Annotated in this window: 21 protein-coding genes and 1 pseudogene; 9 read left to right on the forward strand and 13 right to left on the reverse strand. The window is 60.7% G+C overall.

Translation table 11 applies throughout. The features are described from left to right. The first annotated feature begins 93 nt into the window (after positions 1-93). The 3 genes from D8U61_RS08835 (at position 94) to D8U61_RS08845 (ending at position 2834) form a co-directional block, all read left to right on the forward strand. Complete coding sequence (locus D8U61_RS08835; protein ID WP_130926775.1) at positions 94-1128, forward strand: alpha/beta hydrolase; 1035 nt, start codon at positions 94-96, stop codon at positions 1126-1128. A gap of 105 nt (positions 1129-1233) precedes the next feature. Then, positions 1234-1929 carry a hypothetical protein gene (locus tag D8U61_RS08840; RefSeq protein WP_024014168.1) on the forward strand — a complete coding sequence of 232 codons (696 nt, stop codon included), beginning with the start codon at positions 1234-1236 and terminating at the stop codon, positions 1927-1929. Further along, on the forward strand, positions 1926-2834 hold the full coding sequence (locus D8U61_RS08845) for a hypothetical protein (RefSeq protein WP_122611879.1): 909 nt from the start codon (positions 1926-1928) through the stop codon (positions 2832-2834). Before D8U61_RS08840 ends, D8U61_RS08845 begins: the two co-directional genes overlap by 4 nt. Before the next feature lie 18 nt (positions 2835-2852). Here D8U61_RS08845 and D8U61_RS08850 read toward each other — a convergent pair whose 3' ends face one another. The 11 genes from D8U61_RS08850 to D8U61_RS08900 form a co-directional block, all read right to left on the reverse strand. Then, entirely contained in the window at positions 2853-3182 is a 330-nt protein-coding gene (locus tag D8U61_RS08850) for a GlpM family protein (protein ID WP_172834034.1), read from the reverse strand. Between the two features lie 8 nt (positions 3183-3190). After that, entirely contained in the window at positions 3191-4516 is a 1326-nt protein-coding gene (locus tag D8U61_RS08855) for a sigma-54 dependent transcriptional regulator (RefSeq protein WP_024014166.1), read from the reverse strand. After that, entirely contained in the window at positions 4513-6414 is a 1902-nt protein-coding gene (locus D8U61_RS08860; RefSeq protein WP_130926776.1) for an ATP-binding protein, read from the reverse strand. The genes D8U61_RS08855 and D8U61_RS08860 overlap by 4 nt, the downstream gene beginning before the upstream one ends. Before the next feature lie 228 nt (positions 6415-6642). Continuing rightward, on the reverse strand, positions 6643-7377 hold the full coding sequence (locus D8U61_RS08865; RefSeq protein WP_016773390.1) for an amino acid ABC transporter ATP-binding protein: 735 nt from the start codon (positions 7375-7377) through the stop codon (positions 6643-6645). Beyond that, positions 7374-8045 (reverse strand): ABC transporter permease subunit, encoded by a 672-nt coding sequence (locus tag D8U61_RS08870; RefSeq protein WP_016773391.1) that lies wholly within the window; start codon positions 8043-8045, stop codon positions 7374-7376. The genes D8U61_RS08865 and D8U61_RS08870 overlap by 4 nt, the downstream gene beginning before the upstream one ends. Continuing rightward, complete coding sequence (locus tag D8U61_RS08875; RefSeq protein WP_016773392.1) at positions 8045-8791, reverse strand: amino acid ABC transporter permease; 747 nt, start codon at positions 8789-8791, stop codon at positions 8045-8047. Before D8U61_RS08875 ends, D8U61_RS08870 begins: the two co-directional genes overlap by 1 nt. Before the next feature lie 200 nt (positions 8792-8991). Then, positions 8992-9906, reverse strand: a complete 915-nt coding sequence (locus tag D8U61_RS08880; RefSeq protein WP_073473182.1) for a glutamate/aspartate ABC transporter substrate-binding protein — start codon at positions 9904-9906, stop codon at positions 8992-8994. 518 nt (positions 9907-10424) lie between these two features. After that, a complete protein-coding gene (glpD, locus tag D8U61_RS08885) occupies positions 10425-11960 on the reverse strand; it encodes a glycerol-3-phosphate dehydrogenase (RefSeq protein ID WP_130926777.1) in 1536 nt (511 codons plus the stop codon). Between the two features lie 292 nt (positions 11961-12252). Beyond that, entirely contained in the window at positions 12253-13008 is a 756-nt protein-coding gene (locus D8U61_RS08890; protein WP_007953179.1) for a DeoR/GlpR family transcriptional regulator, read from the reverse strand. A gap of 95 nt (positions 13009-13103) precedes the next feature. Next, positions 13104-14606: a glycerol kinase GlpK gene (gene glpK, locus D8U61_RS08895; RefSeq protein ID WP_042607375.1), complete on the reverse strand. Its 1503-nt coding sequence runs from the start codon at positions 14604-14606 to the stop codon at positions 13104-13106. A 77-nt stretch (positions 14607-14683) separates the two neighbouring features. Further along, positions 14684-15535 (reverse strand): MIP/aquaporin family protein, encoded by an 852-nt coding sequence (locus D8U61_RS08900; protein WP_016773396.1) that lies wholly within the window; start codon positions 15533-15535, stop codon positions 14684-14686. A gap of 350 nt (positions 15536-15885) precedes the next feature. Here D8U61_RS08900 and ybaK point away from each other — a divergent pair, with 350 nt between their 5' ends. The 3 genes and pseudogenes from ybaK to D8U61_RS28070 all read left to right on the forward strand — a co-directional run. Next, entirely contained in the window at positions 15886-16356 is a 471-nt protein-coding gene (gene ybaK / locus D8U61_RS08905; RefSeq protein ID WP_024014161.1) for a Cys-tRNA(Pro) deacylase, read from the forward strand. 99 nt (positions 16357-16455) lie between these two features. Next, positions 16456-17238, forward strand: a complete 783-nt coding sequence (locus tag D8U61_RS08910; RefSeq protein ID WP_125925650.1) for a PhzF family phenazine biosynthesis protein — start codon at positions 16456-16458, stop codon at positions 17236-17238. A gap of 4 nt (positions 17239-17242) precedes the next feature. Further along, positions 17243-17341: pseudogene (locus tag D8U61_RS28070) on the forward strand (metal ABC transporter ATP-binding protein); the annotation flags it as partial. Between the two features lie 17 nt (positions 17342-17358). Here the strand turns inward: D8U61_RS28070 and D8U61_RS08915 are convergent. Further along, on the reverse strand, positions 17359-18468 hold the full coding sequence (locus tag D8U61_RS08915; RefSeq protein WP_110603265.1) for an ABC transporter ATP-binding protein: 1110 nt from the start codon (positions 18466-18468) through the stop codon (positions 17359-17361). Then, on the reverse strand, positions 18465-19385 hold the full coding sequence (gene argF, locus D8U61_RS08920) for an ornithine carbamoyltransferase (RefSeq protein WP_024014160.1): 921 nt from the start codon (positions 19383-19385) through the stop codon (positions 18465-18467). Before argF ends, D8U61_RS08915 begins: the two co-directional genes overlap by 4 nt. A 406-nt stretch (positions 19386-19791) precedes the next feature. On the opposite strand from argF, the gene D8U61_RS08925 reads away from it, so the two are divergent. The 3 genes from D8U61_RS08925 to grxD all read left to right on the forward strand — a co-directional run bounded on the left by D8U61_RS08925 (position 19792) and on the right by grxD (position 22762). Beyond that, on the forward strand, positions 19792-20082 hold the full coding sequence (locus D8U61_RS08925; protein ID WP_016773401.1) for a hypothetical protein: 291 nt from the start codon (positions 19792-19794) through the stop codon (positions 20080-20082). A 135-nt stretch (positions 20083-20217) separates the two neighbouring features. After that, positions 20218-22323: a molybdopterin oxidoreductase family protein gene (locus D8U61_RS08930; RefSeq protein ID WP_130926778.1), complete on the forward strand. Its 2106-nt coding sequence runs from the start codon at positions 20218-20220 to the stop codon at positions 22321-22323. A gap of 97 nt (positions 22324-22420) precedes the next feature. Further along, positions 22421-22762 carry a Grx4 family monothiol glutaredoxin gene (gene grxD / locus D8U61_RS08935; protein WP_016773402.1) on the forward strand — a complete coding sequence of 114 codons (342 nt, stop codon included), beginning with the start codon at positions 22421-22423 and terminating at the stop codon, positions 22760-22762. Positions 22763-22782: the final 20 nt, after the last annotated feature.

Genomic DNA, 22782 nt, shown 5'->3' on the forward strand with positions numbered 1-22782 from the left:
TCTTCATCAAACTGTCATGCAACTGTGGCAGCGCGCTCGCACGAACTTCATCAGACTCGCGCTCTACTGGGGTGCTGCGTTTTGGTGTTTTTCATGTTCAAGAGATTGTTTTCAGTCGCGGCCGCGTTGGCCGCGCTTTTGTTCGGGGCCGGCTCGTTTGCAGCCGGACGCTGTGATGTCAACGTGCCGACCGAGCACGCCGAGCTGGCGCAGGTCAGTCTTGCCTATCAAAGTATCGGTCGTGCATCGGACCCGGCGCTGTTGCTGGTCATGGGCCTGGGTGGGCAGTTGATTCACTGGCCGGATGAAGTGGTTGTCGCTTTGTGCCAGCAGGGTTTCCGGGTGATCCGCTATGACAACCGCGACGTCGGATTGTCGACCTGGCGGCAGGCGCCGATCGAGGCCAATCTGACCTTCGAAGTGCTGCGTTACAAACTCGGTCTGCCGGTCTCGGCCCCTTACAGCCTGACTGACATGGCCGACGATGCGCTGGGCTTGATGACGGCGCTGAAGGTTGAGCAATTCCACGTGCTCGGCGCGAGCATGGGCGGGATGATCGCCCAGCACATGGCGGCGATGGCGCCGCAGCGGGTGGAAAGCCTGACCCTGATCATGACCACTTCCGGCGCTGAAGGCCTGCCGGCACCGAGTGCGGCGCTGGTGCAGTTGCTCTCGCGGCGGGGCGCGCCGAACCGCGAAGTGGCGCTGGAGCAACAGGCCGATCTGCTCGCGGCACTCGGTAGCCCGACGGTGACGGATGATCGACAGGCCTTGCTGCAACAGGCGGCGGCGTCCTACGACCGTGCATTCAACCCCGAAGGCGTCAAACGGCAGATCATGGCGATACTTGCCGAGCCGAGCCGGGTGGCATTGCTCAATCAGCTGCGCGTGCCGACCCTGGTGGTGCACGGCACGGCAGATCCGCTGCTGCCGGTGATGCACGGCGTACATCTGGCGGCGCACATTCAGGGCAGTCAGTTGAAATTGATTCCGGGGCTGGCGCATCGCTTTCAGGAGGCGTTCAAGGAGCCGTTGCTGGCGGCGGTGCTGCCGTATCTGCAGGCGCATCGCGAGGACACTTCGCATTGGGCGCAGGTCGATCCGGCGGCGCCGAACAATCTGCTGTAACAGTGCCAGCATCCTGTCGCCAAAAAAATATCAATGTGCCACTATTGTTTGCCGCGTTGTTGCCGATAAGGCGCAGGAACGTTTTCAGACATAGGGACTTGATCCATGATTTTTCGCGCTACACGTCAATGGGCCGCGCTGGCTCTGCTCGCCGTACTGACCCTCACCGGCTGCGCCCATGTGCAACCGCCCGTGGCCCTGGACAAACAGTTCTGGGATGCCAAAGAGCCGACCATCGGTGTGGCCATTACCGTCGTACCGTCGCCGGTGCTGGCGCTGACCGGCAATCAAGGCATCCTTGATTACGCCATCAACGCCGGCGTCAACAGCAAGCTCAGCGCCAACGTCGAGACCTGGCAGGTGCGCGATCTGGAAACCCTGCCCGACGCCATCGTCGCCAAGCTGCAAGCCAAGGGCTACAAGGCCAAGCGCATTGATGAAAAGGTCGATCTGAAGACCTTCAAGGAAGTCGATTTCCGCGAAGGCTACATGACCAAGGACCTGTCGCCGATGAAAGCCGCCCACGGCATCGACCGTCTGCTGCTGGTATCGATTTATGCCACCGGTGCCACCCGCAGTTACTACAGCATTGTGCCCACCAGCGTGCCGATGGCCCAGGTCGGCGGCCAGGGCATGGTGATCGATCTGTCGGACAACAAACTCTTGTGGTACCAGCCATTCGCCGCTGTGCAGGCCGCGCAAGGCGAGTGGGACGAGCCGTCCTACACCAACCTGTCCAACGCGTTTTATCAGGCGATGGATAACAGCCGGCAGCAAATGATCGCCCCGTTCGCGCAATGAAACGTCTGGCGCTGACCCTCGCGGCGATCTCGCTGCTGGCGTTGCCTGGCTGTGCGCAGAAACCGGCACCCGAGGCCGGTTTCAAGGATCAGGCCGCCATGAGCTATGTGCAGGCTCACGGGCTCAAGGTCGACGTGCAACTGCCGGCGGAATTCGTCGGCGCCAGCACGGTGATCGATAGCAAGGCGGCAGTGAATGCGGCCAATTCCAGTTACACGCTGGTATCGAGCTCCGGCGCGGGCGCCGGGCTGGCGGGGATTCTGGTAGCCAGCCTGATCAACACGCAAATGGGTTCCGGTACGTTGCAGCGCGATGCCGAAAAAGCCGCGCTGAACGAATCGCGGCCGCTGGCCGACCTGCTTGCTGGCGTGCCGTTGCAGGAGCGCTTGCAACAGCGTTTTCAGGCGGCGTCGCAGGTGTCCGGATTCAAGCAGGGGGAGGGTGCGGTGACGGCACGCTTGCTGATCGAACCGAAGCTGATGCTGACGCCCGATCGCGGCAGTTTCGTGCTGGTCAATCAGGTGCAGTTGCAGGATATCGCCGGCTCGCCGCTGTATCGCATGCGCATCGAAGTGGCCAGTCAGCCGATCCGTCGTTGCGGCAAGCAATGCATCGATGACGGCGCTCTTGACCTGGCCAAGGTCACCGCCGTGCTGGACGAATGCATTGACGAATCCATGCGCGTGTTGAGCGCCGATTTGATGCAACCGACGCCACCGCCCGCCGCGCAGGAAACCCTGCGTTACGTGCTCGACGGCCAGCGCGTGGTCGAGCGTGGTTATCAACTGGCGCAGAACGGCAACTACTGGCGCTACCGCAATCTCTACGGTGCGGTGAAGTCAGTGCCGGTGCCGTTCGAGGATGCTCTGTCGTCCGCGCAACTGGCCAGAGTCTACGGTCGCTAGAGGCAGATGCGCGTGGGTTCAGGCATGCAGCCTGACCCACACGCTGACCAGCACCGTCGCCGCTATCAACCAGGCCACCGCCGCCACCGCCAGTGACGCTTCCAGGCGCATGCGGTCGACCATCACATACAACGTCGCCAGGTACACGAAGTAGGGAATGATCGACCACATGCCGAACACGATCGTGGTCTTCAGGTCGTCGACCGAACGGCCCTTGCCGACGATGTAGTGCGCAATCAGGGCAAAGGTCGGGAACAGCGGCACCAGACCGGCGATGTAGTAGTTTCTGGTCTTGGACAGTGCCGCGAGGATCAGCACCACTGCGGCGCCGATCGCGGCTTTGAGAATCAGGTCCATCAGTGGCTCAGCCCGTACTTTTTGACTTTGTCGAACAGCGTGGTCTTGGCCATGCCCAGTTCCTGGCTGGCCTGGGTCAGGTTGCCGCCGCTGCGTTGCAAGGCGTCGACCAGCAGATTGCGCTCGAACGCTTCCACCGCTTCGGCAAACGCCAGACCCTGGCCGGCGCTGGCCCCGGATTTCTTGAAAGCCGGCAGGCCGAGGGCGAAGCGTTCGGCGACGTTGCGCAGTTCGCGCACGTTGCCCGGCCAGTCGTGGCTCATCAGGTTCGACAGGGTCTGGTTATCCAGCTCCGGCAGCGCGCGGTCGAAGCGCAGCGCCGATTGCTGGGTGAAGTGTTCGAACAGTTGCAGGATGTCTTCGCGGCGTTCGCGCAGCGGTGGCAATTCCAGGGTCACGACGTTGAGGCGGTAGTACAAGTCGCTGCGAAACTCGCCGGCCTTGCTCGACTCATCGAGGTCGGATTTGGTCGCCGCAATCACCCGGCAATCCACCGCCACACTCTGGTTCGAGCCGAGCCGTTCGAGGGTGCGTTCCTGCAATACGCGCAGCAACTTGATCTGCAACGGCAGCGGCATGCTTTCCACTTCGTCGAGAAACAGCGTGCCGCCGTCGGCGTGCTCGATCTTGCCGATGCGGCGTTTGCCGGCGCCGGTGAAGGCGTTGGCTTCGTGGCCGAAGATCTCGCTTTCGAAAAGGTTTTCCGGCAGGCCGCCGCAGTTCAGCGCGACGAACTGTTTGCTGTGGCGCCGACTGAAATCGTGCAGGCAACGGGCGACCAGTTCCTTGCCGGTGCCGGTCTCGCCTTCGATCAAGACGTTGGCCGAAGTGTCGGCGACGTTGGCAATCAGTTCGCGCAGATTCTGCATCGCTGGTGAACGGCCGATGATCCGCCCTTCAAGGGAGTCGCGTTCAGCCAGTTGTCGACGCAACGAGGAAACCTCGCGGGCGAGGCTGCGTTGCTCCAGCGCCCGCCGCGCGACGTCTACCAGACGCTCCGGCGAAAACGGTTTTTCCATGAAATCGTAGGCGCCTTTCTGCATCGCGCCGACGGCCATGGAAATGTCGCCGTGGCCGGTGATCAGCACCACCGGCAGGCTGCGGTCACGTTGCTTGAGACGGGTGAGCAATTCCAGGCCATCGATGCCCGGCAGGCGGATGTCGCTGATGACGATGCCGGCAAAGTTGTCGCCGACCTGCGCCAGCGCCTCTTCGGCACTGCCGACGCCGATGCACGGAATGTCTTCGAGGGTCAGCGCCTGTTGGCAGCCGAGCAGCACATGGGGGTCGTCTTCAACAATCAGCACACTGAGTTCAGGGTTCATATTGGCTCGGCAGAAAGAGGGCTTACCAACGGTAAACTGAGGACGAAAGTGGTGCCACCGCCGGCCGGGTGTTCGACACCCAGGTGCCCGCCGGTAGCGGCGGCGAGGCTGGCGGACAGGGTCAGGCCCAGGCCCAGGCCTTGCTCGCCGGGTTTGGTGGTGAAGAACGGTTCGAACAGATGCTTGCGCGCTTCGGCGTCGATGCCGTGGCCATTGTCGCGCACCCGCAAGCGATACTTGCCGTTGAATTCTTCACCCTCCAGCCACAGCTGCGGCTGCGGTTGCGCGTGCATGGCGTCGAGGGCGTTGCCGATCAGGTTGACGAGGATCTGTTCGAGGCGGGTCTGATCGATCAGCAGCTGCACATCGGCAAACTGCCGGTGAATCTGCAGCGCGGTGTTTTCCACGCGCGCGCCGAGCACTTGCAAGGCGGCGTCGACGGCTTTGCCCAGACTGGCCTGACCCTTGTTGTCGCCGCGCCGGGCAAACGAACGCAGGCTGGCGGTGATGCGGCCCATGCGGTCGATCAGGTCGTTGATGGTTTTGAGGTTGGTGCTGGCGACGTCGAGCTGGCCGCGCTCGAGAAAGCGCACGGTGTTGCCCGACAGCGTGCGCATCGCCGCCAGCGGCTGGTTCAGTTCATGGGCAATGCTGGTCGACATCTGGCCGATGGCCGCGAGTTTGCCGGCCTGCACCAGTTCATCCTGGGCGCGGCGCAAAGTCTCCTCGGCCTGGCGGCGCTCGCGGATCTGACTCTTCAGGCGTTCGTTGCTGGCGCGCAGATCGGCGGTGCGTTCGGTAATCCGACGCTCCAGTTGGCTGTTGGCTTCCTGCAACGCTTCGCGGGCGGCGAGGCGGGTGGCGAGGACTTTGCGCCGCTCGTTCCAGGCAATCAGCAGGAAGGCAAACAGGGCGAACGCCACCGCCACCAGAATGCCTTGGTTGATCGCTTCGCGGCGCAGGTCCTGCAACGGTGTCAGCAGAGTGAAATTCCACGGCGTGTCACTCAGCAGTCGGGTTTGCGCCAGATAACTGATGTCGTCTTCGTCGGGCTGTAATTCGGTGTTGGCCGGGAAGGTCAGTTTCTCCACGCCTTCGGCCAGTGTCTCGCGGGCCAGCGGTTGCAGTTCGTTGAGCGGGAACCAGTAGTACTGCAGGCTGCGGGCAAGTTTTTCCTTGACCTCGTCGCTCAGCGGAATTACCGATTTCAGCCGCCTGGCCGGATCGCTGGAGAGAATGATGATGCCGTTCTCATCGCTGACGAACGCTTCCAGACGCGCCCGTTGCCAGCGCTCTTCCATGGCTTCCAGACGCACCTTGACCACCGCGACACCGATGATCTTGCCGTGCTCTTCGAGGCCGTGGGCGAGGTAGTAACCGGGTTCACCATTGGTGCTGCCGATGCCATAGAAGCGCCCGGGCTGGCCGCGCACGGCGTCTTTGAAATAGGCGCGGAAGGACAAGTCTTCACCCAGATAACTGTCGACATCGCGCCAGTTGCTGGTGGCCATGACCCGGCCGGTGGTGTCCATGACGTAGATGGCCCGGCTGCGGCTGCGGCGGTTCAGGCCTTCGAGGTAGTCGTTGACCGTCTGCCGGTGCTCCGGGGTCGGGTCGGCCAGCAACTGCGGCACACTGGTTTCGAGTTCCAGCAGGCTGGGCAGGTAGGTGTATTTGCTGATCTCGCTTTCGACCGCGCGAGCGTGCAGTTCCAGCTGACGCTGACCGTTCTCGCCGAGGCTGCGGATGCCGAAGTGTTCACTGGTCCAGAAGCCGATAAAACCCAGCCCGACCATCAGGGCGATGATCAGTGGCGGCAGGAACAGATGACGGATCAGACGGGGCTTCACGGCAAGTGATGGCTCTGCAGCGCGATAAAGAGTGGGGTCGCATTTCATCACAGATGCCTTGGGTCAACCACAACACTTGTTTGTGCCTGTGGCGAGGGGATTTATCCCCGTTGGGCCGCGAAGCGGCCCCAAAACCATCACTGCGGTTTAACTGAAAGACCGCATGCAGAGGTTTTACGACTGCTGCGCAGCCGGACGGGGATAAATCCCCTCGCCACAGGGGATCTCATTGTCAGGCTGCCCGCACCCCACAGACAGGGTGCGGGTGTGTTGCTTTTAGTGCTGCAGAATTTTCTCGAGGAAGTGCTGCGCGCGTTCGGAGCGGGCGCTGATGTCGCCGAAGAATTCCTCTTTCGGGCAGTCTTCGATGATCTTGCCCTGGTCCATGAAGATCACCCGGTCCGCCACTTTACGGGCGAAGCCCATTTCGTGGGTCACGCACATCATGGTCATGCCTTCGTGGGCCAGCTGCACCATGACGTCGAGCACTTCATTGACCATTTCCGGGTCGAGCGCCGAGGTCGGTTCGTCGAACAGCATGACGATCGGGTCCATCGCCAGCGCACGGGCAATCGCCACACGCTGTTGCTGACCGCCGGACAGTTGCCCCGGATGCTTGTGGGCGTGCGCCGACAAACCTACGCGCTCGAGCAGTTGCAGGCCTTTTTTGGTCGCCTCTTCCTTGCTGCGGCCAAGCACCTTGATCTGCGCGATGGTCAGGTTTTCGGTGATGGTCAGGTGCGGGAACAGCTCGAAATGCTGGAACACCATGCCCACCCGCGAACGCAGTTTCGGCAGGTTGGTTTTCGGGTCAGCGATCGACGTACCGTCAACCACCACGTCGCCTTTCTGGAACGGCTCCAGGGCGTTGACGCACTTGATCAGCGTCGACTTGCCGGAACCCGACGGGCCGCAGACCACAATCACTTCGCCTTTTTTGACCTCGGTGCTGCAATCAGTCAGCACCTGGAAGTCCCCATACCACTTGTTGATGTTTTTGATAGAGATCATACGGCGAACCTTTTTTGCAGACGCTTGACCAACCGCGAGGCGGCGAAGCTGATGATGAAGTACACGAGACCGGCGAAAATCAGGAACTCATTGGAGCGGCCGATGATGTCGCCGCTGGCGCGCGAGGCGTTGAGGAAGTCCACCAGGCCCACGGTGTAGACCAGCGAGGTGTCCTGGAACAGGATGATGCTCTGCTGCAGCAGCAGCGGGGTCATCTTGCGGAACGCCTGCGGCAGGATGATCAAGCGCATCATCTGTCCGTAGTTCATGCCCAGTGCCTGAGCAGCACCCATCTGGCCCTTGGAAATCGACTGCACACCGGCACGGACGATTTCGCAGAAGTACGCCGCTTCGAACATCATGAACGCCACGACGCACGAGGTGAACGCACCGATCGGCGTGTCTTCGCCGGTGATCCAGCGCAGCACGAACGGCACTGCCAGGTAGAACCAGGTGATCACCAGCAGCAGCGGAATCGAGCGGAAATAATTGACGTAGGCGCCGGCAATGCTCGACAGCAGCTTGTTGTGCGACAAACGGCACAGCGCGAGGATCGTGCCGAGAATCATCCCGCCGATCACGCCCATGGCCATCAGCTTGAGGGTCATCACCATGCCGTTCCACAAACCGGGAATGGCCGGGACGATGCCACTGAAATCGAATTCCATTATTTACCCCCCACGGAGATCAGGCCGGGCACCGCGACTTTCTTCTCGACCAGGCGCATCAGCAGCATCAGGCTCATGTTGAGGGTGAAATAGATCAGGGTTGCCAAGGTGAACGCTTCGAACAGGTTGGCCGAGAACTCGGCGGTCTGTTTGGTCTGCGCCAGCAATTCCATCAAACCGATCAGGGACGCCACGGAGGAGTTCTTGAACACGTTGAGGAATTCCGAGGTGAGCGGCGGAATGATGATCCGGTAGGCCTGGGGCAGCAGCACGTTCCAGTAGATCTGCGGCAGTTTGAAACCCATCGCGCGGGCGGCGGATTCCTGGCCACGAGGCAACGCCTGGATACCGGTGCGCACTTGCTCGCAGACACGGGCGGCGGTGAACAGACCCAGGCAGACGACAACGCTCAGGTAGGCCGAAGTAGTCGGGTTGAGGTCCTGTTTGTACCACTCCTGCAGATCCGGCGGCAGCAGATCGGGTACCAGGAAGTACCAGATGAACAGCTGCACCAGCAGCGGCACGTTACGGAACAGCTCGACGTAGCAGGTCGCGATGCCCGATACGATGCGGTTCGGCACGGTGCGCATGATGCCCAGCAGCGAGCCGAGCAGCAGGGCGATGATCCACGCCACGATGGCGATGGCGATGGTCCAGCCCAGACCGGAGATGAACCAGTCGAGATAGGTCTCGCTGCCCACACCGGTGGACTTGAAGAACACGCCCCAGTCCCAGTTGTAATTCATTAGGGTCTCCCCTCGATTCGATCGATGTACAAGTGCCCGCCTGGGGAACTCCGTTCCCTCCCCAGTCTTTTTTCAAAGACCGGGCACACGCGATCGGCTCGACAGCCACCGGTTCGAGTGTTTCCAGAAAAATGCCAGCAGGGAGTGACCATCCCCTGAAAAGGCAGGCGCCTCCTCAGGGGATAAGGTTAGTCAGAAAATCAGGACTTCTTGTCGTCAGCCGCTTTGTCGGTCGGATTGGCGATCAGCGCCTTGAGCTCGTCGCTCATCGGGAAGTTCAGGTTCAGGCCTTTTGGCGGAATCGGCTGCATGAACCACTTCTCGTAGATCTTGTTGATGTCGCCCGAAGCGTAAGTGGCCTTGATCGCGTCATCCACAGCCTTTTTGAACGGCTCGTCGCCTTTGCGCATCATGCAGCCGTAGATTTCATACGACTGTGGCGTGCCGGTCACTTCCCAATCGGCAGCTTTCTTGGCCTTAGCGGCTTCGCCGGCCAGCAGCGCGTCATCCATCATGAAGGCAACGGCACGGCCCGATTCCAGCATCTGGAAGGATTCGCCGTGGTCTTTGGCGGAGATGACGTTCATGCCCATTTGCTTGTCGGCGTTCATCGCCTTGAGGATGCGCTCGGAAGTAGTACCGGCGGTGGTCACGACGTTCTTGCCTTTCAGATCGTCGAAATCCTTGTACTTGGAGTCTTTCTTGGACAGCAGACGGGTACCGATTTCGAAGATGCCGACGGAGAAGTCGACCTGCTGCTGACGCTCGACGTTGTTGGTGGTCGAACCGCACTCGACGTCCACGGTGCCGTTCTGCACCAGCGGGATACGGGTCTGCGAGGTAACGAGGTTGTATTTGACTTGCAGGTTCGGCAGGTCGAGGTCTTTCTTGATCGCTTCGACGATCTTCAGCTGGATATCGTGCGAGTAGCCAACCGGCTTGCCGGACGCATCAGCGATGTAGGAGAACGGAATGGAGGCGTCACGGTGGCCCAGGGTGATGACACCGGACTCTTTGATTTTCTTCAGGGTGCCGGTGAGCTCGGCGGCGAAAACTGGCGTGCTGATCAGAGCGGCAGCAATGGCTGCGCCCAGGATATGGGGAACGATGCGCATCAAATTTTCCTCGACATTGTTTTTTTTATGGAGCCAGTTTGTCGGCCCTTTTTGTGCTTCGAATGCCTGACGGCTCCTGAAGTGTCGGCACAGCAGGCATTCGTCGAGAGAGTGTAGAGCATAACTCGTGCCAGACCAGTCACAGTCGGTTAACCAATTGTTTTATAACGTTATTAAAGTTTTGTGGCGGTAATTTTTTGAGGGTGAGATCCGGTTAACCGAATCGACTGTGGAGTCGCGTTCGGAAAACCGAACGATCAAAAGCCCCTCCCTAACCCTCTCCCGGAGGGAGAGGGGACTGACTGCGGTGGATGGTCGAGTTACGGCGACGTGAGATACCGAGTCGACCTCGGACTTTGGAACCCACGGAGATCGGCTCCCTTTCCCCCTCTACCCCTTGGGGAGAGGGCTGGGGTGAGGGGGAAAAGATCTAACTGCCCCAATCAGGTTCAACAAAGTCCACATAACAAAAAGCCCCTGAATCTCTCGATGCAGGGGCTTTCGTTTGAACGGTGAGATCAAGCCGCCTCGATCTTCCGATTCTGCTCAACCTTGCCCAGATACGTCGCGAGCTTCTGCTGCTCCTCCGCTGTGGTGAACAAGCCTAGCTTGGTACGGCGCCACAGGATGTCGTGCGCCGTGGTGGCCCATTCTTCGCTGCACAGGTAATCGACTTCGCGGGTGTAGAGCCCGCCGCCGATGTGTTCGCCCATGTCGGCCAGGCTTTCTACGCCTTCGAGCATGCGCCAGGTGCGGCTGCCGTAGGTGACGGCCCAGCGCCGGGCGATTTCGGTCGGGACGAAATCGAATTTGTCGCGAATTCGCGCGCTCAGCGCCTCTGGCGTGGTCATGTCTTCGCCGCCGGGCAGGGTGGCGGTCGCGGTCCAGCTCGGGCGCATCTGGGTGAAGAACGGCATCAATTGCGCCATCGCCGACTCGGCAAGTTTGCGATAGGTAGTCAGCTTGCCACCGAACACCGACAGCAACGGCGCTTCTTCGGCACTGCCCGACAGCGCCAGGGTGTAATCGCGGGTCACTGCCGACGGGTTGTCGGATTCGTCGTTACACAGCGGCCGAACGCCCGAGTAACTGTGCAGGATGTCTTCGCGGCTCAGCTGCTTCTTGAAGTGGGCGTTGACCACTTTCAGCACGTAATCGGTTTCGCCTTCGGTGATCGCCACTTTCGCCGGGTCGCCGGTGTACTCGCGGTCGGTGGTGCCGATCAGGGTGAAGTGGTTCAGGTACGGAATAGTGAAAACGATGCGCTGATCTTCGTTTTGCAGAATGTGCGCATGTTCGCCTTCGTACAGTTTCGGCACGATGATGTGGCTGCCCTGAATCAGACGGATGCCGTACGGCGATTCCATCTTCAGGTCGTCACGGATGAACTTGGCCACCCATGGGCCGGCGGCGTTCACCAGTGCTTTGGCGGTGATAGAAAACAGGCTGCCGTCGGCGCGCTCCAGATGCAGATGCCACAAACCTTTGCTGCGACGTGCGCTGACGCAACGGGTCTGGGTGTGCACATGCGCACCTTTTTCGCGGGCGGCCATAGCGTTCAGGACCACGAGGCGGGCGTCATCGACCCAGCAGTCGGAGTATTCGAAGCCTTTCTTGATTTCGCTTTTCAGCGCGCTGTCGGCGCCGAACTTCAGGCTTTTCGAACCCGGCAATTTTTCGCGCTTGCCGAGGTTGTCGTAAAGGAACAGGCCGGCACGAATCATCCACGCCGGCCGCAGGTGCGGGCGGTGTGGCAGGACGAAACGCATCGGTTTGACGATGTGCGGCGCCTTGGCCAGCAGCACTTCGCGCTCAGCCAGCGCTTCACGCACCAGACGGAATTCGTAATGCTCCAGATAGCGCAGGCCACCGTGGATCAGCTTGCTGCTGGCCGACGAGGTGTGGCTGGCCAGGTCGTCTTTTTCGCAAAGGAACACCGAAAGACCGCGACCGGCGGCATCCGCTGCGATCCCTACGCCGTTGATCCCGCCGCCAATCACGGCAACGTCATAGATCTCGGAGAGAGGGGGCGTACGCAAGGTAGAGGTGGACATCGGCGGGCCTCGGTTCTTTTGGTTTTATGTCTTGGAAATCGAACATTAATGTTCATTTGCGAAAATGGTAGCCCATAAACACGCGCACAGCCAGTCGCGTTCGATTGAAAAAACTCATCGAAGGGCGATTAAAAGAAAATTTTCGAACATGAACGCGCGCAAGGGCGCAGAAGATGTGTTGTTTGATCGATTGTTTTCGCGAGCAGGCTCGCTCCCACATTTTGCAATGCATTCCAAGAGTGGGAGCGAGCCTGCTCGCGAAAGCGTCGGTTCGGTCAGCGAGGGAGAGGAATCAGACGACTTCCAGCCGAATCTTGTGCTGACTCAGCAACTGCGCCAGCGCCGGCACCGGTTGCTGATCGGTAACCAGGCAATCGATCAGGCTGATCGGCCCCAGTCGAATCATCGCGTTACGCCCGAACTTGCTCGAGTCCGCCGCCAGAATCACCTGCCGCGCATTGGCAATGATCGCTTGGGAAACGCGAACTTCCTGATAATCGAAGTCGAGCAGGCTGCCGTCCTCATCGATCCCGCTGATGCCGACCAAGGCGAAATCGACCTTGAACTGGTTGATGAAGTCCACACTTGCCTGACCTACAACTCCGCCATCCCGCCGCACGTTGCCGCCGGTCAGCAGCACATCGAAATCATCCTTGGCGCTGAGCATCGAGGCGACGTGCAGGTTGTTGGTGATGATTTTCAGGTGGCTGTGATTGAGCAGGGCGCGGGCGATCGATTCGGTGGTGGTACCGATATTGATGAACAGCGAGGCGTGATCGGGGATTTGTGCGGCGATGGCTTCGCCGATGCGTTGCTTTTCGTCGCGCATCTGATCGGCGCGCATCGCATACGCGGTGTTTTCGACACTGGAATCGTACGCGGCGCCACCGTGGTAGCGACGCAGCAGATTGGCTTCCGCGAGCTGATTGATGTCGCGGCGGATGGTTTGCGGGGTGACAACGAACAGCGTGGCCATTTCCTCGATGCTCACATAGCCGCGTTCGCGGACCAGCTCGAGGATTTGCTGCTGACGGGGAGGCAGATTCATGGGGCTTCCTTTGGGCTGCCAAGCAAAATTTGCCCATGATGCCGCAGGAATCCGCTCCCGACCAGTTAGATGCTTATGTGTAACTCAAGGCTGGCTTATTCAGCGTCCTCACGTGCCCAGTCACGGGTGCGGCTGACGGCTTTTTTCCAGCCTTTGTAGAGTTTCTCTTTCTCGACTTCGTCCAGGCTCGGTTCGAACTCGCGCTCGATCACTGCCTTGCCGCGCAGTTCTTCCAGGCTGCCCCAGAAACCGCAGGCCAGACCGGCCAGATAAGCCGCGCCCAGTGCAGTGGTTTCGCGCATTTGCGGGCGCTCCACCTGAGTGCCGAGGATGTCGGCCTGGAACTGCATGAGGAAGTTGTTCGCCACCGCGCCGCCGTCCACACGCAGGGCCTTGAGGCGTTCGCCGGAGTCCTGTTGCATGGCGTCGAGTACGTCGCGGGTCTGGTAGGCGATCGATTCCAGCGCGGCGCGGATGATGTGATCCACGCGTACGCCGCGCGTCAGGCCGAACAGCGCGCCACGGGCATACGGGTCCCAGTACGGTGCGCCGAGACCGGTAAACGCCGGCACCAGATACACGCCGTTGCTGTCCTTGACCTTGTTGGCAAAGTATTCGGTGTCGTGGGCGTCGTTGACGATTTTCAGTTCATCGCGCAGCCATTGCACGGTCGAACCGCCGTTGAACACGGCGCCTTCCAGAGCATAAGCCACTTCGCCGCGTGGGCCGCAGGCGATGGTGGTGAGCATGCCGTGCTGGGATTTCACTGCTTTGTCGCCGGTGTTCATCAGCAGGAAGCAACCGGTGCCGTAGGTGTTTTTCGCTTGGCCCGGCTCCACACACATCTGGCCGAACAGTGCTGCCTGCTGGTCGCCGGCGATACCGCCGATGGCGATGCCGCTCTTGGTGCGACCGTAGATTTCCGAGGAGGCTTTGACTTCCGGGAGCATCTCGCGCGGGATGTCGAGGATCTCCAGCATCTTCGAATCCCACTCCAGCGAGTGAATGTTGAAGAGCATGGTGCGCGAGGCGTTGGTGTAGTCGGTGACGTGCACCTTGCCGCCGGTGAATTTCCAGATCAGCCAGCTATCGACGGTGCCGAACAGCAGCTCGCCGTTGCGCGCACGCTCGCGGCTGCCTTCGACGTTGTCGAGGATCCACTTCAGTTTGGTGCCGGAGAAGTACGGGTCGGTGACCAGGCCGGTGGTGTCGCGGATGTAGTCTTCGTGACCATCGCGCTTGAGCTGCTGGCAGATCTCGGTGCTGCGGCGGCACTGCCAGACGATCGCGTTATAGACCGGACGGCCGGTGGTCTTGTCCCAGACCACGGTGGTTTCACGCTGGTTGGTGATACCGATGGCGGCGACCTGGTCGTGATGCAGGCCGGCCTGGGCCAGCGCCTCAACCATCACAGCGCTCTGGGTGGCGAAAATTTCCATCGGGTCATGCTCGACCCAACCGGCTTGCGGGTAATGCTGAACGAATTCGCGCTGCGCGGTGCAGACCACGTTCGCGTCGCGGTCGAAGATGATCGCGCGCGAGCTGGTCGTACCCTGATCAAGGGCAATGATGTAGTTCTTGTTCTGAATGTCGGTCATGTCGATTGCCTTGGACGAAAAAAACGAGAGTGGGCCGTGGCGCAGGCTCGGATGGGCAGGAGCCGGCGCCGACTGTTTCAAGAAGTTCTTGGTTTGCCGTCAATGGCCGGTTCTGCATCCTTTGTAGCAGGTGTGGCGCCGGTCAGGTGACGGGCAATCAGCCCGCGATACCCGGCAGCGCCGAGGCAGGCACCGACAATCGGTGCAAAAATCGGAATCAGGAAGTACGGAATATCACGACCACCGGTGAAGGAAATTTCACCCCAACCGGTAAAGAAAGTCATCAGTTTCGGACCGAAGTCACGCGCAGGGTTCATCGCGAAACCGGTCAGCGGACCCATCGCACTGCCGATCACGGCAATCAGCAAACCGATCAGCAGCGGCGCCATCGGGCCGCGTGGCAGGCCGTTGTTGTCATCGGTCAGGGCCATGATCACGCCCATCAGGATCGCGGTGATGATCATCTCGACCAGAAACGCCTGGGCCGTCGACAGCACCGGGTTCGGGTAGGTAGAGAACACCGAGGCCAATTCCAGGCTGGCAGCCGAGCCACGAACCATCTGGTGGGTTTGTTCGTAATCGAAGAACAGATTGCTGTAGAGCGTGTAGACCAGCAATGCGCCGCAGAAGGCGCCGGCAATCTGCGAAAGGATGTAGAACGGCAATTTGCGCTTTTCGAAGTCAGCGAAGATTGCCAGAGCGATACTCACGGCCGGGTTCAGGTGCGCGCCGGAAACCCCGGCGGTGAGGTAGATCGCCATGCTCACGCCGACGCCCCAGATGATGCTGATCTCCCACAGGCCGAAGCTGGCGCCCGCGACTTTGAGCGCGGCGACACAACCGGTGCCGAAGAAGATCAGAAGGGCGGTGCCCAGGAATTCGGCCATGCATTGGCCGGAAAGCGATGGTTGCGGTAAAGCAGCTGTCATTGAAAACCTCGGTTCTTTTTCTTGTGTGGCGCCTTGCCAACGGAGCAGGGCGCGATCTTCACCGGGTCGGAATCCCCATTCGGTTCCCGGGTTACTGCTGGGTACTGCGCGAAGCACGATTCTTACATTATTCAGATTCGAAAAAATATAGACAAGAAACAAACCTGTCAAAGGTCGAAAGTGAACCGCCGGTCACAATAAAACTATTCGCCGTGTGAATGATCAGCGCCGCGAACGGCTTGAATGCAGCGCGAAGCCACGGGATTCGCGGCTTGGAATAGAGCCTTTTGCCCAACGATGACCTAGAATCCGCCGCAGGTTTTTCAAAGACTGCCGAACCCGGAGCTGCCATGACACCAGCGTTGGACTTGTTGAAAAAAGTTCGTGCCGAACATCGCGTGCACAGTTACGAACATGATCCGAAGGCCGCGTCCTACGGGCTGGAGGCAGCGGAGAAGCTCGGGCTCGCACCGGCGCAAGTGTTCAAAACCCTGCTGGCCGCCAGTGAAAAAGGCGAACTGCTGGTGGCCGTAGTGCCGGTCGTCGGAACGCTCGACCTCAAGGGACTGGCACACGCCGCCGGAGTGAAAAAAGCCGAAATGGCTGATCCCGCCGCCGCGCAACGCTCCACCGGCTACCTGTTGGGCGGCATCAGCCCGCTCGGGCAGAAGAAACGCCTGCGCACCTTCATCGACAATTCCGCTCAGGAGTTTGCGACTATCTATGTGAGCGCCGGGCGGCGAGGACTGGAAGTGGAGCTGGCGCCTGCGGTGCTGGCCGAGCACACCCAGGCGCAGTTCGCCGATATCGGCCGGGCGTAATAGTCGCGCCGGCTGTATGAAGAAAAAATTGCGCTTCTGTCACTGGCACTGATCCGGCCCGCCGTTGCATGCTCGGTCGACCAATTCAGGGAGAAAATCATGCAGCTTGCGTTTCATCAGGTCGACGCGTTCAGTGATCGGCCGTTCAGTGGCAACCCGGCGATGGTCTATCGGCTCGACAGCTGGCTGGCCGATGACTTGATGCAGAAGATCGCCGCCGAACACAACTTGGCGGAGACTGCGTTTCTGGTGCGCGAAGGTCAGGCCTGGCATATCCGCTGGTTCACCCCGACCACCGAAGTGCCGCTGTGCGGGCATGCGACCCTGGCCAGCGCATTTGTGCTGTTCGAAATTTATCAGGAAAGCGCCGAGCGCATCGACTTCACCTGCAAGTCCGGCCCTTTGAGTGTCAGCCGTGAAGGCGACCGCTTGTGGCTGGATTTCCCGACCATCGTGCCGTCGGAAATCGGCGTGACGCTGGACGTCGAGCGGGCGCTCGGTGTCGAGGCGGTTGATGTGCTCGGCTCCAACGAGCTGTTCGTGGTGCTGGACTCGGAACAGGCCGTGCTCGACTGCAAACCGGACATGGCGGCGCTGGCGAAACTGCCATGGCTGGGCGCGATCGTTACTGCGCGTGGCAACCAGCATGACTTCGTCTCGCGCTATTTCGCCCCGGCCATCGGTATCAATGAAGACCCGGTGACCGGCTCGACCCATTGCAGCCTGATTCCTTACTGGGCCAAACGTCTGGGCAAATCGAACCTGACCGCGTGCCAGCGCTCGGCGCGGGGCGGGGAGTTGTTCTGTCGGCTGGAAGGTGAGCGGGTGAAGATTGGCGGCAATGCGACGCTGGTGGCCAGCGGTACCCTGTTTTTAGGCTGAGGCAATACCAACTGTGGGAGCGAGCCTGCTCGCGAAAGCGCTCTTTCAGTCAACATCTTCGGCGACTGAAACACCGCATTCGCGAGCAGGCTCGCTCCCACAATTTTTATCCAGTGCGGATTAAAGGCTGGTGCTGAATCGACGGACGCCGTTTTCCACCGCCGGAATCTGTGCCGCAGTGCTCCCCGAAGCCTGGAACAGCACCAGGTGATCCGCCGCTACGCGAATCCCGACCTGCGCGCCAACCAGATGATCGGCATGGCTGGGGAAGATCGATTCCAGTTGCGCACCGGTCGGCAGTTGCAGGCGATACAAGGTCGCCGCGCCGAGGAATGTCTTGCCGACGATCTGCGCCTTCAGTGAGCTATCCGGCGCATAAACAATGTCATCCGGACGCAACAGCACGTCCACCGCGCCGCCAATCGGCCAGGTGTAAGCACGATTACCGCGCAGTTCACCGAGTTCGGTCTGCACCGACTCCGGACTGACGAGTTGGCCGCGAATGAAATAACCCTGACCGATGAAACTGGCGACATACGGCGTCGCCGGTTCGTGGTAGAGGTTGTAGGGAGTGTCCCACTGTTCCAGCCGACCTTCCTTGAACACGCCAACGTGATCGCTGACGGCGAAGGCTTCTTCCTGATCGTGGGTGACCAGAATCGCACTGGTACCACGGGCCTTGAGGATGTCGCGCACCTCATGGCTGAGCTTGCGGCGCAGTTCGCCATCGAGGTTGGAGAACGGCTCGTCGAGCAGCAGCAACTGCGGTTCCGGCGCCAGGGCGCGGGCGAGGGCGACACGCTGTTGCTGACCGCCGGACAGCTCGTGCGGAAAGCGCTTGCCGAGGTTTTTCAGATTGACCAGTTCCAGCAATTCTTCGACCACGCGCGCCTTGTTCGGGTGCTTGCGGATGCCGAAGGCGATGTTGTCGGCCACGCTCAGGTGCGGGAACAGTGCGTAGTCCTGGAACACCATGCCGATCCGGCGTTTCTCTGGCGCCAGGGTGAAACCGGCGCTGGAAAGGGTTTCGCCACCGAGGGTGATTTCGCCTTCGTGCACCGGTTCGAAACCGGCGATCGCGCGCAGGGTGGTGGTCTTGCCGCAGCCGGACGAGCCGAGCAGGCAGCCGATGTCGCCGGCGTTGAGGTGCAGATTGAGGTTCTGCACCACGCGTTGATCTTGATAGCCGCAAGCGAGGTTGCGCAGGTTCAGCAGTAATTCATGGCTCATGCGTGGTGATATGCCGGTTCGACGAGGAACTCGAGCAGGGCCTTCTGTGCGTGGAGACGGTTTTCTGCCTGATCCCAGGCCACGGAGCGCGGGTCATCGAGCAGGTCGAGACTGATTTCTTCGCCACGGTGCGCCGGCAGGCAGTGCATGAACAGCACGTCCTCGGCAGCGAGGTCGAGCAGGGCACGGTTGACCTGAAACGGCGCGAACAGCTTGAGGCGCTTGGCAGTTTCCTCTTCCTGACCCATCGAAGTCCAGACGTCGGTGCTGACCAGATGCGCGCCACGCACGGCGTCTTGCGGATCGCGGACGATGGTCACGCGATCACCAGCCTGGGCGACGAACTCCGGGTTCGGCTCGTAGCCTTCCGGGCAGGCAACGCGCAATTGGAAGTCGAACTGGATCGCCGCTTCTATATAGCTGTTGCACATGTTGTTGCCGTCACCGATCCAGGCCACGGTCTTGCCCTGGATCGAGCCACGGTGTTCGAGGAAGGTCTGCATGTCGGCGAGCAACTGGCACGGGTGCAGATCATCGGACAGGCCGTTGATCACCGGCACCCGCGAGTTGGCGGCGAATTCGGTGAGGGTGCTATGGGCGAAGGTGCGGATCATCACCGCATCGAGCATGCTCGACATGACGATGGCGCAGTCGCTGATCGGCTCGCCACGGCCCAGTTGAGTGTCGCGCGGGGACAGGAAGATTGCCTGGCCGCCGAGCTGGATCATGCCGGCCTCGAAGGAGATCCGGGTACGGGTCGAGGATTTTTCGAAGATCATCCCCAGCACGCGGTTTTTCAGAGGCTCGAACAGTACGCCGCGGTTACGCAGGTCCTTGAGCTCAACGCCTCGACGGATCACGCTGACCAGCTCTTCGGGCGTGCAATCCATCAGGGAGAGAAAGTGCCTTGCGCTCATCATTGACTACCTTTTTGCTACAGACCGCAGATGCTCAAAGCCTTGTTTAACGGAACAACGGGCGAGACCTGCGGCGTAAGCCGCACGGGGCGACGAAATAGGGGAAGGCGCGATATTGACACTAAATGTCGCGTTTTTCCAATAGGGTACTTTTGTCAGCGGGATTCGGAGCGCGGACCGAGCATTTCGATCACGCATGTTGAAGCCGGATTCAGTACAGCGGTGAGCCTCTTTGTACACTGGCGCCGCAGCGCTTGGCAATGCGCCGCGACGGCAACGCAGCGGTCCTGGTCGGTTTACGAACGCGGCGCCACCGATTCGCTTGGTCGGATGTTCAGACTGAAACATTTGCTAAAGCAAAGTGCTGGGTTATAAATAAGTTTCGAGCGACGCAGGAAGCCTCCGCATGGAATCGAAAGAACAACTGTTAATGGAGCTGCTGGGCCACACGGCTCGCTCCCTGACCCATCTCACCGCGTCAGTTACCTCGATGTCTTTCGAGTTGCTGCGCAGTGACGACGAAGTGGTCAAATCCGCCGGTCGGCACATGATCGATCGCATGGCCACCATCAGCGCCGGGCTCGATGAGCACTGGCGATTGATCGGCGAGCTCACCGGCGTCCACGTCGCCCATGAGCAGATCGAAACGATTCAGGAAATCCAGCTGGCGGCACCGCCGCAGTTGCCGCCGAACTGATCGCGGCGATTTATCGGCTGTCCTGATAACCGTCGATTCACAAGACGAACGTCGCTGGCGCCGCCTCTGCGCACGGGCCATAGTTTTGTTCCCGCGGGCGTGATTGCCTGCTCCCGAACAAGACAGAGACTGGCCATGACCAAGACTCTTCACCACCGTGCATGCCACCTGTGCGAAGCCATTTGCGGCCTGACCATCGAAACCACGGAAACCGGTGGCAACGTCGCGATCACCTCGATCAAGGGTGATGCCCTCGACACCTTCAGCCGCGGCCATATCTGCCCGAAAGCCGTGGCCCTGCAAGATATCCAGAACGATCCCGATCGCCTGCGTCAGCCGATGCGCCGCGTCGGCAGCGAATGGCTGCCGATCGAGTGGGACGAGGCGTTTGCGCTGGTGGCCGAGAAACTGGCGGCGATTCAGGAACGTCACGGGCAGAACGCCGTTGCGGTGTATCAGGGCAATCCGAGCGTGCACAACTACGGCCTGATGACCCACAGCAATTACTTCCTGGGGTTGCTGAAAACCCGCAATCGCTACTCGGCAACGTCGGTCGATCAACTGCCGCACCACCTCAGCAGCTACCTGATGTACGGCCACGGTTTGCTGTTACCGATTCCCGATATCGATCACACCGACTTCATGCTGATCCTCGGCGGCAATCCGCTCGCGTCCAACGGCAGCATCATGACCGTGCCGGATGTCGAGAAGCGCCTGAAGGCGATTCAGGCGCGCGGCGGCAAAGTGGTGGTAGTCGATCCGCGCCGCAGCGAAACCGCAGCGATGGCTGATCAGCACGTGTTCGTCCGCCCGGGCGGCGATGCGGCGCTGTTGTTCGGCATGCTCAATACGCTGTTCAGCGAAGGCCTGACCCGCGACAGCCATTTGCCGGTCGATGGCCTCGACGAGGTGCGCAACGCCGTGGCTGCGTTTAGCGCCGAAGCGATGAGCCCGCTATGCGCAGTGCCTGCCGAACAGATTCGCCAACTGGCGCGCGACTTCGCTGCCGCACCGAGTGCGGTCTGCTATGGGCGCATGGGCGTCTCGACCCAGGCCTTCGGCACCCTCTGTCACTGGGTGGTGCAGTTGATCAATCTGGTCACCGGCAATCTCGACCGCGTTGGCGGTGCTCTTTGCACCGAGCCGGCGGTGGATCTGGTGGCGTCGACCTCGGGCGGGCATTTCAACAAATGGCAGAGCCGGGTTTCCGGGCGTCCTGAATACGGCGGCGAGTTGCCGGTCTCGGCACTGGCCGAAGAGATGCTCACGGAGGGCGAGGGGCAGATCCGCGCGCTGATCACTGTGGCCGGCAACCCGGTGTTGTCGACACCCAACGGCCGGCAGCTGGAGCAGGCGCTGGACGGCCTCGACTTCATGCTCAGCATCGACCTGTACATCAACGAAACCACGCGCTATGCCGATCTGATCCTGCCGTCGACCTCGGCGCTGGAAAACGATCACTACGACACCACGTTCAATCTGTTCGCGGTGCGTAACGTCACCCGCTTCAATCGCGCCATCCTCGCCAAGCCCGAGGGGGCTTTGCATGATTGGGAGATCTTCGTCGGGCTGGCCAAGGCCTTCGCCGAGAAAACCGGTAAAGAACTGAAACCGACGATGCCGCCGGCGAAGATGATCGACATGGGCCTGCGCATGGGCCGCTACGGCGATGCGTCCGAGCACAAGCTGTCGCTGGCGACGCTGTTCGATCATCCGCACGGCATTGATCTGGGGGCGCTGAAGCCGAATCTGGCGTCACGTCTGAAAACGCCGAATCAGCGTATCCAGGCCGCACCGCCGGAAATTCTCGCCGACCTCGCACGCTTTGCCGCGTTGCAGGCGCCGGCAGCCGATGAATTGTTGATGATCGGCCGCCGCCATGTGCGCAGCAACAATTCGTGGATGCACAATTTCCATCGACTGGTGAAAGGCAAGCCACGGCATCAGTTGCTGATGCACCCGGATGACCTGGCCAGCCGTGGTCTGGCCGACGGGCAACGGGTTCGGGTGAGTTCGCGGGTCGGACAGATCGAGGTAGAAGTGCTCGCCAGTCTCGACATGATGAAAGGCGTGGTCAGCCTGCCGCACGGCTGGGGCCATGCGCGCCCGGGCGTGCAGATGGCGATCGCCAGCGGCCAGCCGGGATCGAGCGCCAACGACCTGACCGACGAGTGCCAGCTCGACGAACTGTCGGGCAACGCGGCGTTGAACGGTGTGCCGGTGACGGTGGCGGCGGCTTGAGCGGGTCTGTCGGGGAGACCGAGCATGGCGCTCGGGATTCCGTTACAATGCGCCACCGTGCCGACCCCTGAGTCGGAAAGTTCAGCCGAGGTGCTCCATGGATATCATCGAAACGATTAAAGAGCAGATTGCCAACAACACCATTCTGCTTTACATGAAAGGCTCGCCGAATGCCCCGCAGTGCGGCTTCTCCGCGAAAGCTGCGCAAGCCGTGATGGCCTGTGGTGAAAAGTTCGCGTACGTGGACATCCTGCAGAACCCGGAAATCCGCGCCAACCTGCCAAAGTACGCCAACTGGCCGACTTTCCCGCAACTGTGGGTCGGCGGTGAGCTGGTCGGCGGCAGCGACATCATGACCGAGATGGCTGCAGACGGTTCGCTGCAAAGCACCATCAAGGCGGCTGTGGAAGCGGCAGCGGCGAACAAGTCCGAAGCCTGATTCTACTTTCATAGAGTTTC

It is taken from the genome of Pseudomonas sp. Sample_14 (assembly GCF_004307515.1).
Taxonomy (GTDB): Bacteria; Pseudomonadota; Gammaproteobacteria; order Pseudomonadales; family Pseudomonadaceae; genus Aquipseudomonas; species Aquipseudomonas atacamensis.